Origin of the sequence: Kitasatospora sp. NPDC058170, assembly GCF_042883905.1 — a bacterium.
In the GTDB taxonomy this organism is placed as follows: domain Bacteria; phylum Actinomycetota; class Actinomycetes; order Streptomycetales; family Streptomycetaceae; genus Kitasatospora.
This window is the reverse complement of the sequence record NZ_JBHVUV010000004.1, coordinates 226,948-241,105: the sequence shown is the minus strand read 5'-3', so window position 1 is coordinate 241,105 and position 14,158 is coordinate 226,948. Positions and strand designations below refer to the sequence as shown.

16 protein-coding genes are annotated in these 14,158 nt (G+C 72.6%); 10 read left to right on the top strand and 6 right to left on the bottom strand.

Annotated features, from left to right (window positions below):
- Positions 1 to 68 precede the first annotated feature (68 nt).
- On the top strand, positions 69 to 776 hold the full coding sequence (locus ACFVVX_RS07230; protein WP_387942336.1) for a hypothetical protein: 708 nt from the start codon (positions 69 to 71) through the stop codon (positions 774 to 776).
- 72 nt (positions 777 to 848) lie between these two features.
- Here ACFVVX_RS07230 and ACFVVX_RS07225 read toward each other — a convergent pair whose 3' ends face one another.
- A complete protein-coding gene (locus ACFVVX_RS07225; protein WP_387942334.1) occupies positions 849 to 1,484 on the bottom strand; it encodes an NAD(P)-dependent oxidoreductase in 636 nt (211 codons plus the stop codon).
- 109 nt (positions 1,485 to 1,593) lie between these two features.
- Here ACFVVX_RS07225 and ACFVVX_RS07220 point away from each other — a divergent pair, with 109 nt between their 5' ends.
- From ACFVVX_RS07220 to ACFVVX_RS07210, 3 genes are all read left to right on the top strand, one after another.
- Entirely contained in the window at positions 1,594 to 2,358 is a 765-nt protein-coding gene (locus tag ACFVVX_RS07220) for an SDR family NAD(P)-dependent oxidoreductase (protein WP_387942332.1), read from the top strand.
- A gap of 123 nt (positions 2,359 to 2,481) precedes the next feature.
- Positions 2,482 to 3,135, top strand: coding sequence for a TetR/AcrR family transcriptional regulator (locus ACFVVX_RS07215; RefSeq protein WP_387942330.1), 654 nt, complete (start codon positions 2,482 to 2,484; stop codon positions 3,133 to 3,135).
- 118 nt (positions 3,136 to 3,253) lie between these two features.
- Positions 3,254 to 3,850, top strand: a complete 597-nt coding sequence (locus ACFVVX_RS07210) for a dihydrofolate reductase family protein (RefSeq protein ID WP_387942328.1) — start codon at positions 3,254 to 3,256, stop codon at positions 3,848 to 3,850.
- An 87-nt stretch (positions 3,851 to 3,937) separates the two neighbouring features.
- Here ACFVVX_RS07210 and ACFVVX_RS07205 read toward each other — a convergent pair whose 3' ends face one another.
- Positions 3,938 to 4,534: a TIGR03086 family metal-binding protein gene (locus ACFVVX_RS07205; RefSeq protein ID WP_387942326.1), complete on the bottom strand. Its 597-nt coding sequence runs from the start codon at positions 4,532 to 4,534 to the stop codon at positions 3,938 to 3,940.
- A gap of 65 nt (positions 4,535 to 4,599) precedes the next feature.
- On the opposite strand from ACFVVX_RS07205, the gene ACFVVX_RS07200 reads away from it, so the two are divergent.
- The 3 genes from ACFVVX_RS07200 to ACFVVX_RS07190 all read left to right on the top strand — a co-directional run bounded on the left by ACFVVX_RS07200 (position 4,600) and on the right by ACFVVX_RS07190 (position 7,287).
- Positions 4,600 to 5,394: a DUF6597 domain-containing transcriptional factor gene (locus tag ACFVVX_RS07200; protein WP_387942324.1), complete on the top strand. Its 795-nt coding sequence runs from the start codon at positions 4,600 to 4,602 to the stop codon at positions 5,392 to 5,394.
- A gap of 233 nt (positions 5,395 to 5,627) precedes the next feature.
- Positions 5,628 to 6,782, top strand: coding sequence for an alpha/beta hydrolase (locus ACFVVX_RS07195; RefSeq protein WP_387942322.1), 1,155 nt, complete (start codon positions 5,628 to 5,630; stop codon positions 6,780 to 6,782).
- 88 nt (positions 6,783 to 6,870) lie between these two features.
- Complete coding sequence (locus ACFVVX_RS07190) at positions 6,871 to 7,287, top strand: GNAT family N-acetyltransferase (RefSeq protein WP_387942320.1); 417 nt, start codon at positions 6,871 to 6,873, stop codon at positions 7,285 to 7,287.
- Positions 7,288 to 7,304: 17 nt separating this feature from the next.
- Here ACFVVX_RS07190 and ACFVVX_RS07185 read toward each other — a convergent pair whose 3' ends face one another.
- From ACFVVX_RS07185 to ACFVVX_RS07170, 4 genes are all read right to left on the bottom strand, one after another.
- Entirely contained in the window at positions 7,305 to 8,132 is an 828-nt protein-coding gene (locus ACFVVX_RS07185; RefSeq protein WP_387942318.1) for an SDR family NAD(P)-dependent oxidoreductase, read from the bottom strand.
- 268 nt (positions 8,133 to 8,400) lie between these two features.
- Positions 8,401 to 9,192: an ABC transporter permease gene (locus ACFVVX_RS07180; protein ID WP_387942316.1), complete on the bottom strand. Its 792-nt coding sequence runs from the start codon at positions 9,190 to 9,192 to the stop codon at positions 8,401 to 8,403.
- On the bottom strand, positions 9,189 to 10,178 hold the full coding sequence (locus ACFVVX_RS07175) for an ATP-binding cassette domain-containing protein (RefSeq protein WP_387942314.1): 990 nt from the start codon (positions 10,176 to 10,178) through the stop codon (positions 9,189 to 9,191). The genes ACFVVX_RS07180 and ACFVVX_RS07175 overlap by 4 nt, the downstream gene beginning before the upstream one ends.
- A 52-nt stretch (positions 10,179 to 10,230) precedes the next feature.
- On the bottom strand, positions 10,231 to 10,896 hold the full coding sequence (locus ACFVVX_RS07170; protein WP_387942312.1) for a DUF4097 family beta strand repeat-containing protein: 666 nt from the start codon (positions 10,894 to 10,896) through the stop codon (positions 10,231 to 10,233).
- Between the two features lie 223 nt (positions 10,897 to 11,119).
- Between ACFVVX_RS07170 and ACFVVX_RS07165 the strand changes: the two genes are divergently transcribed.
- The 3 genes from ACFVVX_RS07165 to ACFVVX_RS07155 all read left to right on the top strand — a co-directional run bounded on the left by ACFVVX_RS07165 (position 11,120) and on the right by ACFVVX_RS07155 (position 13,924).
- Positions 11,120 to 11,884: a helix-turn-helix domain-containing protein gene (locus ACFVVX_RS07165; protein WP_387942310.1), complete on the top strand. Its 765-nt coding sequence runs from the start codon at positions 11,120 to 11,122 to the stop codon at positions 11,882 to 11,884.
- Positions 11,885 to 12,119: 235 nt separating this feature from the next.
- Positions 12,120 to 12,830: a M24 family metallopeptidase gene (locus ACFVVX_RS07160; protein ID WP_387942309.1), complete on the top strand. Its 711-nt coding sequence runs from the start codon at positions 12,120 to 12,122 to the stop codon at positions 12,828 to 12,830.
- A gap of 251 nt (positions 12,831 to 13,081) precedes the next feature.
- Positions 13,082 to 13,924, top strand: coding sequence for a hypothetical protein (locus tag ACFVVX_RS07155; protein ID WP_387942307.1), 843 nt, complete (start codon positions 13,082 to 13,084; stop codon positions 13,922 to 13,924).
- Positions 13,925 to 14,158 lie beyond the last annotated feature (234 nt).

Sequence of the window (14,158 nt, the reverse complement as noted above, 5' to 3'; positions counted from 1 at the left end):
GTGGTACGTCTGGCGGGGGTGGCGGGGCTTCCGGCGGGGGCGTCGGCGACGCGGCGGACGAGGACAGCGTGTACGCCTCCGGGGCGCCCGGCGTGCCCGGGATGCCGCCCGTCGCGCCGCCGCCCCGGCCGGCCGCCGACCCGGACGCCCTGCCGCCGCCGCAGCTGTACACCTCGGCGGACACCGGCGGCTGGGACCTGGTGATGCTCAACTTCTCGGACGCGCCGCCGGCTCCCGCGAAGCCGATCCCCGAGCAGCGGGCGGCCGAGGAGGGCGCGCCGGCGGCGGGGGAGGCGGTCGAGGAGGCGCAGGCAGCGGCCGGGGCGGGCGCCTCGAAGCGGCCGGACCGGGCCGGGACGGCTGCGGCGAGGGCTGCGGCGCGGGCGGCGGCCAGGGCGGAGCGCCGGATGGCGCGGGGTGCCCGCCGCCCGTCGCCGCTGCTGCTGCTGTCGGCGGCGGTGCTGGTGGGCGGCGCGGTCACCGGGCAGATCCTGGCGATGCTGGTGGGCTGGGCGCTCGGCTACCTGTCCCGGCAACTGACGGACATCATGCGGAAGTTCGCCATCCTGGGCATCCCGCTGATGACGATGACCGCGACCACCGTCTGGTTCTGGGGCCGGGCCCAGGGCCGTTGGGGCCAGGCGCTGCAGCCTGACCAGCAGGTCGGCCAGGTCGCCTGGTCGGCCGCCCCCGGGGTGCTGAAGGTGTCGGCGGTGCTGTCGGCGGCGTTCCTGTTCGTGGTGGCGATGCGGCGGCGCGTCCCGCAGGAGGGCTGAGCCGGGAGCCGGGCCGGGGGGCTGAGCTGGGGCCGGGCCGGGAGCCGGGGCCCGGCCGGTGGGCGCCCCCGGTCAGCCGTCGGCGATGGACACCAGGTGACGGAAGGTCTCCGCGGCGCCGAGGTGCCCGACGATCCAGGTGGCGACGGTGGCCCGGGTGGCGGTGCCGGCCTTCGGGAGCGGGAGGCCGTAGGACACCCAGGGCGCGGTCGAGGCCGGACCGTCCTTGAGCATCGGGACCCGGACGACCGTCCAGATCGTGTCGGAGTCGGTCAGGACGGCCTCCATCCGGGCGAGGTCGCGGTGGACCTCCCGGTAGAGCCGGTCGACCACCAGCCTGGTGACCACCCGCTGGGCGAGGGGGAGGTGGTCGCTGTCCAGCCCCGCCGAGGACATCGCCACCACGTGCCGCACCCCGCCCGCCCGGGCGGCGGCGACCAGCTCCCGCGCGCCGTCGGAGAAGACGGTGGTGGCCGCCCGGCCGGTCGTGCCGAGCGTGGACACCACCGCGTCCTGCCCGGCCAGCGGCGCGTGCAGGGAGCCGGGCCGCTGGACGTCGGCCTGCGCGGTGAGCGGTGTGCCGTGCTCGAAGTCCGGTAGCCGGGAGGGGGTGCGGGCCACCGCGGTGACGGTGTGCCCGGCGGCCAGGGCGAGGTCGACGACCAGGCGGCCGGTGCGTCCGGCGGCGCCGACGACGGCGAGTTTCATCGGGTTGCTCCTCGGGGTTCGGGTCCGGGTCCGCCCTTGCCAATTCATTCAGACGGACTGTATGACTGAACTCAGTGAACCACAGTCGGACCCGAAGGAGCGATGGCACATGGGAGTTCAGTACCCCGACCTGGCCGGCACGGTCGTCGTGATCACCGGAGGCAGTCGCGGGATCGGCGCGGAGACCGCCCGCGCGTTCGCCCGGCAGGGCGCGGCGGTCGCCGTCCTCGGCCGGGACGAGGAGGCCCTCGCCGCCGTCGCCGCGGAGCTGCGCGCGATCGGCGTCGAGGCGCTCGGCCTGGTCGCCGACTGCACCGACGCCGCCGCGCTCGCCCGGGCCGCCGAGCGGATCGAGGAGGGGCTCGGACCGGTCGGCGTGCTCGCGGCGTTCGTCGGGGGCGACGGCTACCCCGTACCGACCGTCCGGGAGACCGAGGAGCACTGGCGGGCCGTGCTGGACGCCAACCTCAACGCCACCTTCCTGACCGTCCAGGCCTTTCTGCCCGGCCTGCTGAAGCGCGGCGCCGGCTCGGTGGTCACGATGGCGTCCACGGCCGGCCGGCTGCCCAGCGGCTCCTCCGCCGCGTACGCGGCCGCCAAGGCGGGGGTGCTGATGTACACCCGCCACCTCGCCCTGGAGCTGGCGGGCGCCGGCGTCCGGGTCAACGCCATCGCGCCCGGCGCGGTCCGCACCGAGCGGACGGCCGCCGTGATGCCGCCCGAGGTCCAGGCCGCGGTCGCCGCCGCCCACCCGATCGGACGGCTCGGCGAACCGGAGGACATCGCGTCGGCCACCCTGTTCCTGGCCTCCGCCGCGTCCTCCTGGATCACCGGCCAGACGCTGGACGTCAGCGGCGGCCGGGTCATCGTCTGAGGCCTCCGGCCCATGAGCTCGCCGATCCCCCGCAGCCGCTCGCGGGGGATCGGCGATACTGCCTGTTCACGAGGTGTCCACGGCCGCGCCCGCGGCCGGGGCGAGCATGTGGAGGCGAGCGCCATGAGCCCCCGGGCCTACCGGATGGGACAGCGGCAGTCGGATGTGGACGAGACGCGTGCGCGGATCGTCCGGGCCGCGCGAGATCAGTTGACCGGGGCGGGCACCCTCTCGCTGGACGCGGTGGCCCGGCGGGCGGACGTCGCCCGGGCCACCGTCTACTACCAGTTCGGCTCGAAGCCGGGCCTGCTGGAGGCGGTCTGCGACGCGCTCGCCGCCGAGGGCGGGCTGGCGCGGCTCCCCGAGGCGTTCACCCTCGCCGACCCCTGGGCGGCCGTCGACCGCTTCGTCGGGATCATGGGCGGCTTCTGGGCGGTGGACCGGACCTGCACCCGCCGGCTGCGGGCGCTGGCCGCACTGGACGAGGAGGTGGGCCGGGTCGTCGGCGAGCGCGACGCCCGGCGGCGCGAGGGCGCGCGGGTGCTCGTCGGCCGGCTCGACGGTGTGCCGCAGGACGCGGCGGCGCTGCTGTTCGTCCTCACCGGCTTCGAGGCCTTCGACGCGCTGGCGGGCGAGACGGTCGGCCCGGACGGGGACCTGCGGGAGGCCGTCCCGGCCGCGACGCGGCTGGTGCGGCGCGCCCTGGGGGCGCCCGCGGAAGCTCCGGAGGCGCCGGGAGCTTCCGCGGCTTCCGGGGCTTCGGAGGCTTCGGACTGAGGGGTGCGCGGCGGTGTGCTCCAGGTCACAGCAGAAGTCTCGGTGGGAGCGATGAGTTCCGGTCGGCGTGCCGGTCCAACCTCATGTAAGCCCGCAGCGAGAAACAAGGAGCGCCACCATGCGCATCGTGATCAGTGAGTTCATCAGCCTCGACGGTGTCGTGCAGGCGCCCGGCGGTCCCCAGGAGGACGTCGACGGCGGCTTCGCCCACGGCGGCTGGTCGCACCCGTTCTTCGACCCGGAGGTCATGGGCGCCGCCATCGGCGAGGCGGCGGGCAGGGCGGAGGCGCTGCTGTTCGGCCGCCGCACCTGGCAGACCATGGCCGGTGCGTGGCCCGAGCGGGGCGGCGACCCGTTCGCCGACCAGATGAACGCCTTCCGGAAGTACGTGGTGACCGGGACGCTCGGCGATGACGAGCTGACCTGGAACAACACCGTCCGGATCCCCGGCGGGGACGCCCTCGCCCGGATCCGGGAGCTGCGCGCGACCGAGGGCGGCGACCTCTCCGTCCTGGGGAGCCCCACCCTGGTCCGTACCCTGCTGGCCGAGGGCCTGTTCGACGAGCTCCGGCTGATGATCATGCCGGTCATCCTCGGCGGCGGGAAGCGGATCTTCCCGGAGGACGGTGTGCTGCGCACGCTGGAGCTGGTCTCCACCGTCACCGCCAAGACGGGCGTGCACGTGGCCACCTACCGGCCCGCCGTCCAGGGCTAGCGAGTCTTTGCAAAGTCCCGTCGGACCCGGCGGGACTTTGCAAACACCCCTGCCGCTGCCGCTGCCGCTGCCGCTGCCGTCCGCCGGTCAGCCGGCGGCCGGAGCCCAGCGCGGGTCGCGGCCGGAGGCGGCCAGGGCGCGCTCGAAGAGCGGGGCGGCGGCGGGTACCGCCACCGGGTCGGCGAAGCCATCGTACTGGCGGAACATCTCCGCGAACTCCTCGACCAGCCCGAGCACCAGCCGGGCGAGCTCGTCCGTGACCTCGACCCGCTGGCCGGTGGCCGCGGCGACGTCCCAGCCGTGCACCAGCAGTTCGGCGATCAGCATCCGGGCGATCGCCGTCGCGGGCATGACCGCCCCGCCGCCCAGATCGATCTCCCCCTCCCAGGCCCGCGGATCGGCCCAGGCCGCCACGGCCCGGTCCAGCTGCTTCGCGTAGCCCTCGGCCCAGGCCGGGTCGGCGGTGAAGTCGCGTTCCGTCAGCTCCTGCGGCAGCTGCTCCCGGCGGGCCCGGTGCTCAAGCCCGTGGGAGGTGTAGAGCACCCAGTGGCCGACCAGGGCGCGGGTGTCGAACCCCGTGCAGGGGGTGGGTCCGTCCAGCTGCTCCGCGCGGACGCCGTGGGCGATGCGGGCGGCCTCGGCCGCTGCCTGAGCCATGAGGGGGTGGAGTGCGTGACCGTTCATGGGTCGATCCTGGTTCGCCCACCGGGCCGGGGTCTTGAACAAACGCGACGGCTAGCCTGGTGGGTATGACAGACCTCGGGCGCGGGGTGCTCCACCCCGACCGGGCGGCAGCCGTGATCAGCCTGGACCGGCACGAGCCCGCCCCGGGGCCGGCGCGGGTCGTCGAGTTCTACTGGATGGTGCGCTGGGACCGCCGGGGCCTGCCCGCCTACGAGCAGCAGGTGCTCTCCCACCCCAACGTCCACCTGGTCTTCGAGCCGCCGGCGGCCCGCGTCTACGGGGTCGACCGGTCGCTGTTCGTGCGCCGGCTGGAGGGGGCGGGCCGGGCGCTGGGGGTCAAGTTCCGCCCGGGCGGCTTCCGCTCGTTCACCGACCGCCCGGTGTCCGCGCTCGCCGACCGGTCCGTGCCCGCGGCCGGGATCTTCGGGCCCGAGGTGGACCGGCTGAACGACGTGGTGCTGGAGGGCGTCGAGGACCTCGCCGCGCTGGCCGCCCGGGTCGACTCCTTCCTCCTCGACCGCCTGCCCGCGCCCGATCCGGCCGCGGAGCAGGCCGCCGCGATGGTGGAGCGCATCACCGGGGCCGCCGACCTGCGCCGGGTGGACCAGGTGGCCGAGGAGTTCGGCATCACCGTGCGCAGGCTGCAGCGGCTGTTCGCCGAGTACGTCGGCGCCCCGCCCAAGTGGGTCCTGCGCCGGGCCCGGCTGCACGAGGCCGCCCGCCGCGCCGACCAGGGCGCGGACGTCGACTGGGCGGCGCTCGCGGTGGAACTCGGGTACGCCGATCAGGCGCATTTCACCCGGGACTTCACGGCGGCGGTGGGGACTTCACCGGCCCGCTACGCCGGCGGCGGACGGTAGGGCGCCATCGGCGCGGGATTCCCCGGGCGTTTCCTGTTCCGTGACGAACCATCACGGAATTCGCGGCCCCCGGGCGGGCTTTCGGCTTTCTCCCAGGGACGGGCAACCGAACGGCTGTTCCGCGCCGTCCACCATGTCGTCGGGCATTCGGCCCGGGCGGCACAGGAGCTGGGTACCGGAACGCGATGAATCTGACAGGCACGCCCTTCCTCGTTCTCACGATTGTTCTGTTCGTGGCCTCCATCGCCCTGGCGATGGTGCAGTGGGGCGGCAGATGGGCTTTCCTCGGGCGGGTGGCGGCCGCCGAGCAGCGGCGCGGACCGCTGCGGGTCCTGTCCTACCTGGGGACGGTCCTGCTCTGTCAGTTCACCGCCGTGGCCATGGTCTTCGTCCTGGTCAACAACGAGAACCAGCTCTACGACAGCTGGGGCGACCTGCTGGGCACCTCCAACCATGTCCGGGCCGTCCCCGTGCCGCCGAAGGACGAGGGCCTCGCCGGGGACCGGGCCGCGGCCCCGGCGCCCGGTACCGCCACGCCCGGCGCCTCCGCGGCCCCGGCGGCCACCGCCCCGCCCAAGGTGGCGCAGTCCTTCCACGCCCCGGACTCGGACGCCGTGCCCAGGAACGTGAAGCAGGCCGACCTCAAGGGCAGGCTCTCCGGCGTCGACGGCGAGGTCCTGGTCTGGACGCCCCCGCAGTACGACGATCCCGCGCACAAGGACAGGACCTTCCCGGTCGTCGAGCTGCTGGCCGGCTACCCGGGCGCCTCCAGCGCCTGGTTCGGCGACACCATGGACGCGATCGGCCAGCTCGAACCGCTGATGAAGTCCGGTCAGGTGACCCCGTTCATCCTGGTCGCGCCCCGGGTCACCCTGCTCGGCGGTACCGACACCGGCTGCGCCGACGTCCCGGGCAAGGTCAACGCCGAGACCTGGTTCGCGCGGGACGTCCCGCAGATGATCGTGGACAACTTCCGGGCCGACACCACCCCGGACCGCTGGGCCCTGGCCGGCTACTCGGCGGGCGCCCACTGCGCCTCCCGCCTGGCCCTCGCCCACCCCAACCGGTACCGCGCGGGGATCAGCATGTCCGGCTACAACGACCCGGCGGGCGAGCCCTCCTCGCTGACCGCCAAGGACCGCCGGCTCCGGGAGACCTCCAACCCGCTCTACCTCCTCACGCACGCCCCGACCCCGCCGAACGTCGCGCTCTACGTGTCCGGGAAGCGGGGCGACGGGCTGGAGGACGCGACCGCACTCCAGCAGGCGGCGAAGAGCCCGACCACCGTGACCCCGGTCGAGACCACCGGCCCGCACCTGACGTCGACGTGGAAGCCGCTGGTCGTCCCGGCCTTCAGGTGGCTGACGGGGATCATCGCGCCCCGGTAGGCCTCCCCGGCCTCCCCTGTCTCTCCGACCTCTCCAACCTCTTCGGAAATAGCGGTGCCATCGCGGCGGAACCTGGGACCATCCCCGCATGGAGATCCGTCGTATCACCCAGGTCGAGGCCGTCGAGGCGGCCGGGCACCTCTTCGACGCCCCCCCTCGGCGGGGGGCGACCGAGCGGTTCCTGGCGGACGAACGACACCACCTGCTGATCGCCTACCTGGACGACGTCCCGGCGGGCATGGTCAGCGGTGTCGAGATGACGCACCCGGACAAGGGCACCGAGCTGTTCCTGTACGAGCTGGGCGTGGACGATTCGTTCCGCGGCCGCGGCGTTGGCCGGGCCCTGGTGTCGGCGCTCGCGGACCTGGCGCGGGAGCGCGACTGCTACGGCATGTGGTCGATCACCGAGGAGGACAACGAGGCGGCCCTGGCGACGTACGGCCGCGCCGGAGGCGTACCGGAGGAGGGCCTGGTGGCGCTCGTCTGGGACTTCGACCAGGTATAGCCCCCGGCAGCCCCGTGCTACCTGCCGGCCGCGCGGCTGGTGGCCTCCCAACCGGCCCAGTCCGCCTTGCGCCGGTCCGCCGCCTGCTGGGCGACGTCGTACATGGCGCCGCCGAGGACCAGCCGCAGCGGCGGCTCGTCGCTGTCCACCAGGGCGAGGAGGGCGCGCGCGGCGTCGGCCGGGTCGGAGTCCTCCGCGTCGCCCCACATCTCGGCGAGCGCGGCGTGCAGCGGTTCGTAGGCCTCGTGGCGGGGCTCGGTGCGCATCGCGGTGTAGAGGCCGGTGGTGTAGCCGCCGGGCTCGACGATGCTCACCCTGATGCCGAACGGCGCGACCTCCTGGGCGAGCGCCTCGCTCATGCCCTCCAGCGCCCACTTGCTCGCGCTGTACAGGCCGGTGGTGGCGAAGCCGATCACGCCGCCGATGCTGGAGATCTGGATGATGTGTCCGCTCTGCTGGGCGCGCAGGTGGGGGAGGACGGCCTGGGTGACCCAGAGCGCGCCGAAGAAGTTGGTCTCCAGCTGGGCGCGGGCGTCGTCCTCGGTGAACTCCTCGACGGTGCCGCTCGCCATGATGCCCGCGTTGTTGACGACGACGTCGAGCCGGCCGAACGCGGCGGCGGCCTTGTCGACGGTGGCGCGGACGGCCTCGCGGTCGGTGACGTCGAGGGGGAGGACGACCAGGCGTCCCGGGTGCTCGGAGGCGGTGGCGTCGAGCGGGGAGGTCCGGCGGGCGGTGGCCACCACCCGGTCGCCGGCGGCGAGTGCGGCGCGGGTGAAGGCGAGGCCGAGGCCGCTGGAGGCTCCGGTGACGAGCCAGACGCGGTCGGTGGTGTTTCGGGTCATCGTCGTGGCCTTTCGGTGGTCCAGTGGCTGAACGAGACGTATCGTCTCGCGAGCTCCACTCTGATGCCTCGCCGGGCCGATGTCAATACGAGACGTATCGTCTCGCCACTTTTTCTCGGCCCCGGCGCACCGACGGCCCGAGGCGCCCCGGCGGCCGGACCCGCCCCCGCCCCGCACGCGAACAGGGCGGCGCACTCCGACGCGGTGTCGGTGTGCGCCGCCCTGGGGCGGTGCGGATTGCGGGAGGCGGCCCGCGTGGTCATGGCGGTTACTTCGGGTCGCGGTTGAACGTCGAGGTCGACCAGCGGTAGCCGAGCGCCGCGAGGGCCAGGCACCAGGCGACGGCGAGCCAGCCGTTGTGGCCGATCTCCGTGCCGAGCAGCAGGCCGCGCAGCGTCTCGATGGCGGGCGTGAACGGCTGGTACTCGGCGACCGGCTGGAACCAGCCCGGCATGGAGTGGATCGGGGTGAAGGCGCTGGACAGCAGCGGCAGCAGGATCAGCGGCATCGCGCTGTTGCTGGCGGCCTCGGCGTTCGGGCTGATCAGGCCCATCCCGACGGCGATCCAGGTCAGTGCCGTGGCGAACAGCACCAGCAGCCCGAACGCCGCGAGCCACTCCAGGGCGGTGGCGTCCGTGGAGCGGAAGCCGATGGCCACGCCGACCGCGCCCACCAGGACGACGCTGGCGACCGACTGCAGCACGCTGCCCACGACGTGCCCGACCAGGACCGACGGGCGGTGGATCGCCATCGTGCGGAAGCGGGCGATGATGCCCTCGTTCATGTCGGTGGCGACGGACACCGCGGTTCCGACCACGGTGCTGCCGATGGTCATCAGCAGCAGGCCCGGGACGACGTACGCGATGTAAGCGGAGCGGTCCGCGGCGCCGCCGCCGATGCCCGCGCTCATCGTGTCTCCGAAGATGTAGACGAAGAGCAGCAGCAGCATGATCGGGGTGAGCAGCAGGTTCAGCGTGAGCGACGGGTAGCGCCGGGCGTGCAGGAGGTTGCGGCGCAGCATCGTGTTCGAGTCGCGCAGGGCGAGGGAGAGGGCGCTCATCGGACTGTCTCCTTGGACTGGTTCGGGACGGTGGCGGTGGTGGTGGCGCCGGTGGCACCGGCGGCGGCGGTGTCGGTGAGGGCGAAGAACACGTCGTCCAGGTCGGGGGTGTGGACGGTCAGTTCGTTCGCCTCGATGCCGGCGGAGTCCAACCGGTCGAGGATGGCGCGCAGTTCGCGCTGGCTGCCGTCGCTGGGGATCTGCAGGGCGAGCGCCTCGTCGTCGCGGGTGGCCTCGGGCAGGGCGGTGGCGGCGTGCCGGTAGGCGGCCGGGTCGGCGAACCGCAGTCGGACGTGTCCGCCGGGGACGAGGCGCTTGAGCTCCTCGGCGGTGCCCTGGGCGGCGATCCGGCCGTCGTTCAGGACGGCGATGCGGTCGGCGAGTTCGTCGGCCTCCTCCAGGTACTGGGTGGTGAGGAAGACGGTGGTGCCGCCGGAGACCAGCTCGCGGATGATCCCCCACATGGTGTGGCGCGAGCGCGGGTCGAGGCCGGTGGTCGGCTCGTCGAGGAAGATGATCCGTGGGCTGCCGACCAGCGTCATGGCGATGTCCAGGCGGCGCTTCATGCCGCCGGAGTAGCTGGCGGCGGGCTTCTTCGCGGCGTCCACCAGGTCGAAGCGCTCCAGCAGTTCGGCGGCGGTGCGCCGGCCCTCGCTGCGGGACAGGTGGTGCAGGTCCGCCATGAGGAGCATGTTCTCCTCGCCGGTGATCAGGCCGTCGACGGCCGAGAACTGGCCGGTGACGCCGATCGCGGCGCGCACCGCCTGCGGGTCGGTGGCAAGGTCGTGCCCGCCGACGTACAGCTCGCCGGCGTCGGCGGAGACGAGGGTGGAGAGGATCTTGACGGCGGTGGTCTTGCCGGCGCCGTTCGGGCCGAGGAGGGAGAAGATCGTGCCCTCGGGGACGGCCAGGTCGATACCGTCGAGGACGACCTTGTCGCCGTAGGACTTGCGCAGCCCGTTCGCCGCGATGGCCAGGTTGGTCATGGGAGGTGCTCCTTCGGAGGCTGCGGACGGTGGCGTCCGGCGGACGTAACGGCTAGAGGCTGCGGGCGGTGATGTTGCCGTAGGCGGTGGTCGCGTGGATGTTCAGGTCTGCGGCGCCGTCGGTGTTCCGGAGGGTGTTGTGGATCCGGCCGTAGGAGGTGCCGGCGTCCAGCGAGGCGGAGGCTCCGCGGGCGGCGCCGACGGCGATCTCGCCGTACTCGGTGCGCAGCGTGACCGTGCCGCGGACGGCCTCGGTGATGTGGAGGTCGCCCTTCTGGGTGCTGAGCTCGGCGGTGCCGCTCAGGCGGCCGATCGCGATGTCGCCGGCCTGGAGGGTGAGGTGGGCGCTCGCGGCCTCGTCGAGCTTGACCGAGCTCTGCGCGGCCTCGAAGGCGACGTCACCGAGCCGTCCGACGCCGCGGAGGTCGGCGCTGGCCGCCTTCGCCTCGATCCGGGAGCCGGCGGGCAGCTGGACCGTCACCTCGACGGAACCGGAAGCGCCGAGGTACTGGTTCTTCGCCGTGGCCTCGATCCGCAGGACGCCGTCGCGGTACTCGATCGTGGTCTGCTCCGCCGCCTTCACGTCGCGGCCCTTCGCGGCGTTCGCCGGCAGGACCTCGACCACGGTGTCGGCGCGGTCGGCGGCGATGAACCGGATGCGCCCCGCGGGGATGTCGAGGACGGTGGCGATCGGGGCGGGGGTGGCGAACTTCTGCATCGTGCTCTCCTGTGTGCTCGTCGTTTCTGACGAGGGAAAAGCTACGTTGCATTCCAAGTCCGTGCAATGGATTCGTTGCGCAGAATGTGCATCACTGCAGCTCATGGGACCAATATCGTTGCGATGGTCTCGAATCAAATGCAATGACAAGGGGTGTGGTCGTTGCAATGAATTGGGAGCGAACGCTATGCTGAGGCCACCACGGACCACGAAGGAGACCACGATGCCGGGAGGCAGACTCACCCAGCAGGAACGCCAGCAGATCGCGCTGGGGGTGGCCGACGGCCTCGCCTACGCGGAGATCGCCAGACGTCTCGACCGTCCGACCTCGACCGTCACGCGCGAGGTCATGCGCAACGGCGGCCCCACCGCCTACCGCGCCGACCTGGCCCACCGCGCCACCGAGCGCCGGACCCACCGGCGCAGGCAGGCCGCACCCCGGGGGCCGGCGTCCTCCCCGCAGACCCACGGGCGCGACGCCGAGGCCGTGCGCGAGTTCGAGGAAACGTTCACCACGCTCCTGATAGCGTCCGGCATGCCCAAGATGATGGGCCGGGTGATGGCCTGCCTCACCCTCACCGATGCCGGCAGCCTCACCGCGTCCGAACTCGCCCAGCACCTCCAGGTCAGTCCGGCGTCCATCTCCAAGGCGATCATGTTCCTCGACGCCCAGGGCCTGGTCCGCCGGGAGCGCGACGAGCGCCGCCGCGAGCGCTATGCCGTCGACGACGACGTCTGGTACCAGTCGATGATGGCCAGCGCCCGCTCCACCGCCCAACTCGTCGAGATCGCACGGGAGGGCGTCGGCATCCTCGGCGGGGCCACCCCGGCCGGTAACCGTCTGGAGAACATCGCCCGCTTCCTCGACTTCGTCAGCGAGAGCATCACCCGCGCCGCCGAGCAGGCCCGGGAGATCCTCCATGTGAAGCCCGAGACGCCCGCGGACGACACCGCCGAGCCGGAGGCGGATGGCGAGCCGTCCTCGTAGTCGGCCCGGTCGGCCCGGCTGTCCCGGCAGGCGGACTCCGGGCCGACCGTCCTCTGGTCCGATGTGGCCGGCGCCGTACGGGCGCCGGCCACAGGTGTTCGCCGATAAGGCCTTGCGCGTGCCAAGCGGATTGCGATCATGGGGTGGAGGAGGGCGGGGTCGGGGTGTGGGTGCGGCCCGGCCGGCCCGCCGCGCTGGTGGCAGCACCATCACATCCCGAAAGAGGTCATCCGACATGGCAGTTGAGATATCCCAGGCGGCGCGTGAGGCCGGGCGGGCCGAGGGCCTGGTGGCGGCGCAGGAGAAGGCGATCGCGCTGTTCGCCGAGATGGAGGCCCGCGGCCTGGTCGCCCCGGGCGTCGGCGAGCGGGAGGTCAGCGACCGGATCCGCGACCTGGCCAACGAGCTGTTCGGTACCACCAAGCACTGGCACAAGCGCATCATCCGCTCCGGGCCGAACACCCTGGCGCCGTACAAGGACAACCCGCCGGACCGGATCATCGGTGCGGACGACATCGCCTTCGCCGACTTCGGGCCCATCTTCGAGGAGTACGAGGCCGACTTCGGGCGGACGTACGTCTTCGGCGAGGACGCCGAGAAGCACCGGCTGGCGCAGGACCTCCCGCGGATCTTCGACGCCGGGCGGGCGTTCTTCGCCGCGCACCCGGACATCACCGGCGCGCAGCTGTACGCGGAGGTCGACCGCCTTGCCACCGAGGCGGGTTGGGCGATCGGCATCTGGCACGCGGGCCACCTGGTCGGGGAGTTCCCCCACGAGACCAACGACGGCGCCAAGTCGGAGTCGTACATCACGCCGGAGAACCACAACCCGCTGCGCCGGACGGACCGGACGGGTGCGGTCTGCCACTGGATCCTGGAGCTGCACCTGGTCGACAGGGAGCGCGGTTTCGGCGGTTTCTACGAGCAGCTGCTGGACCTCGGGTGACGGCTGGTCTTCGCGGCGCGGCCCCCGCTCGCTGAGCGGGGGCCGGTCGACTCCTCCAAGGTCTGGGGAAACCCGCTGGTCAGAGGGGGCCGGGCAGCGATGTCCGAAGCGGGGCGGGGTGCTCCGAGGCACTCTGGTACCCCTGGAACAACTCTGACACCATCTCAGCCGAGATGATCAGACAAGTAAGCCGATGGTCATCTCACCTGCATCAACGTAGTCGTAGAGCGTCGAGATGATCTGAGGCTGAAATGAAGACCTTACGGAACCGCATCCCGCATCTGCTGGCGGCCGTGCTCCTCCTGCTGGGCGTGATGACCGCCGCCGGTGCGCAGGCGCAGGCGGCCCCGCAGCGGGTCACCGCCAGTACCACCGTCTGCTCCAACTCCCCCATCCCGGCGGGGTGGGTGATCACCTGGTCGTACAGCAGCAGCAGCTGTCCCGGCACCGGAGTCGCCTACAGCATCACCGACTCGACCGGGCTGACCAGCATTGGCGTGTGTTCGATGACGCCGATCCCGCCGGGGTGGGTGATCACCTGGTCGTACAGCAGTAACAGCTGTGCCGGTACCGGGGTGGGTTACACGATCAACAACACCGCCAACGCCACGAGCATGAGCGTGTGTTCGATGACGCCGATCCCGCCGGGGTGGGTGATCACCTGGTCGTACAGCACCAACAGCTGCGTCGGCACCGGGGTGGGTTACACGATCAACAACACCGCCAACGCGACCAGCATGAGCGTGTGTTCGATGACCCCGATCCCGCCGGGGTGGGTGATCACCTGGTCGTACAGCACCAACAGCTGCATCGGTACCGGTGTCGGCTACACGATCAACAACACCGCCAACGCCAGCAGCATGAGCGTGTGTTCGATGACGCCGATCCCGCCGGGGTGGGTCGTCACCTGGTCGTACAGCACCAACAGCTGCGTCGGCACCGGCGTCGGCTACACGATCAACAACACCGCCAACCTCACCGGCGCCGACGTGTGCTCCTTCTCGCCGATCCCCACCGGCTGGGTCGTCACGAGGTCGTACAGCACCAACAGCTGCGTCGGCAGCGGCATGGCCTACTCCATCCGCAAGGCCTGACCGTCCACCGTCGGCTCGGCCGGATCCCCTGAAGCGTGCTCGGGGTTCCTGGCTCTGACCTGATGGACGGGCGTTGCGCGGCCCTCGCTCACCGAGCGGGGGCCGCGCTCGTTTGCAGCCGAGGAGTGGGGAGTCGGGGGGGGCGACGTCCCCCACCCCGGGGGGTGACGCCGGGGGGGGCGGGGCGACACGGCGCCCCAGCGCCGCCGCGGCGGCTGGGTCTGATAAACAGCA

Excerpts from the sequence above, each read along its gene's own strand:
- ACFVVX_RS07185 (WP_387942318.1), bottom strand. The coding sequence starts at position 8,132 with ATGACCCGAAACACCACCGACCGCGTCTGGCTCGTCACCGGAGCCTCC.
- ACFVVX_RS07175 (WP_387942314.1), bottom strand. The coding sequence starts at position 10,178 with ATGACCAACCTGGCCATCGCGGCGAACGGGCTGCGCAAGTCCTACGGC.
- ACFVVX_RS07205 (WP_387942326.1), bottom strand. The coding sequence starts at position 4,534 with ATGAACGGTCACGCACTCCACCCCCTCATGGCTCAGGCAGCGGCCGAG.
- ACFVVX_RS07200 (WP_387942324.1), top strand. The coding sequence starts at position 4,600 with ATGACAGACCTCGGGCGCGGGGTGCTCCACCCCGACCGGGCGGCAGCC.
- ACFVVX_RS07160 (WP_387942309.1), top strand. The coding sequence starts at position 12,120 with ATGGCAGTTGAGATATCCCAGGCGGCGCGTGAGGCCGGGCGGGCCGAG.
- ACFVVX_RS07155 (WP_387942307.1), top strand. The coding sequence starts at position 13,082 with ATGAAGACCTTACGGAACCGCATCCCGCATCTGCTGGCGGCCGTGCTC.
- ACFVVX_RS07215 (WP_387942330.1), top strand. The coding sequence starts at position 2,482 with ATGAGCCCCCGGGCCTACCGGATGGGACAGCGGCAGTCGGATGTGGAC.
- ACFVVX_RS07225 (WP_387942334.1), bottom strand. The coding sequence starts at position 1,484 with ATGAAACTCGCCGTCGTCGGCGCCGCCGGACGCACCGGCCGCCTGGTC.
- ACFVVX_RS07180 (WP_387942316.1), bottom strand. The coding sequence starts at position 9,192 with ATGAGCGCCCTCTCCCTCGCCCTGCGCGACTCGAACACGATGCTGCGC.
- ACFVVX_RS07220 (WP_387942332.1), top strand. The coding sequence starts at position 1,594 with ATGGGAGTTCAGTACCCCGACCTGGCCGGCACGGTCGTCGTGATCACC.
- ACFVVX_RS07190 (WP_387942320.1), top strand. The coding sequence starts at position 6,871 with ATGGAGATCCGTCGTATCACCCAGGTCGAGGCCGTCGAGGCGGCCGGG.
- ACFVVX_RS07170 (WP_387942312.1), bottom strand. The coding sequence starts at position 10,896 with ATGCAGAAGTTCGCCACCCCCGCCCCGATCGCCACCGTCCTCGACATC.
- ACFVVX_RS07165 (WP_387942310.1), top strand. The coding sequence starts at position 11,120 with ATGCCGGGAGGCAGACTCACCCAGCAGGAACGCCAGCAGATCGCGCTG.
- ACFVVX_RS07210 (WP_387942328.1), top strand. The coding sequence starts at position 3,254 with ATGCGCATCGTGATCAGTGAGTTCATCAGCCTCGACGGTGTCGTGCAG.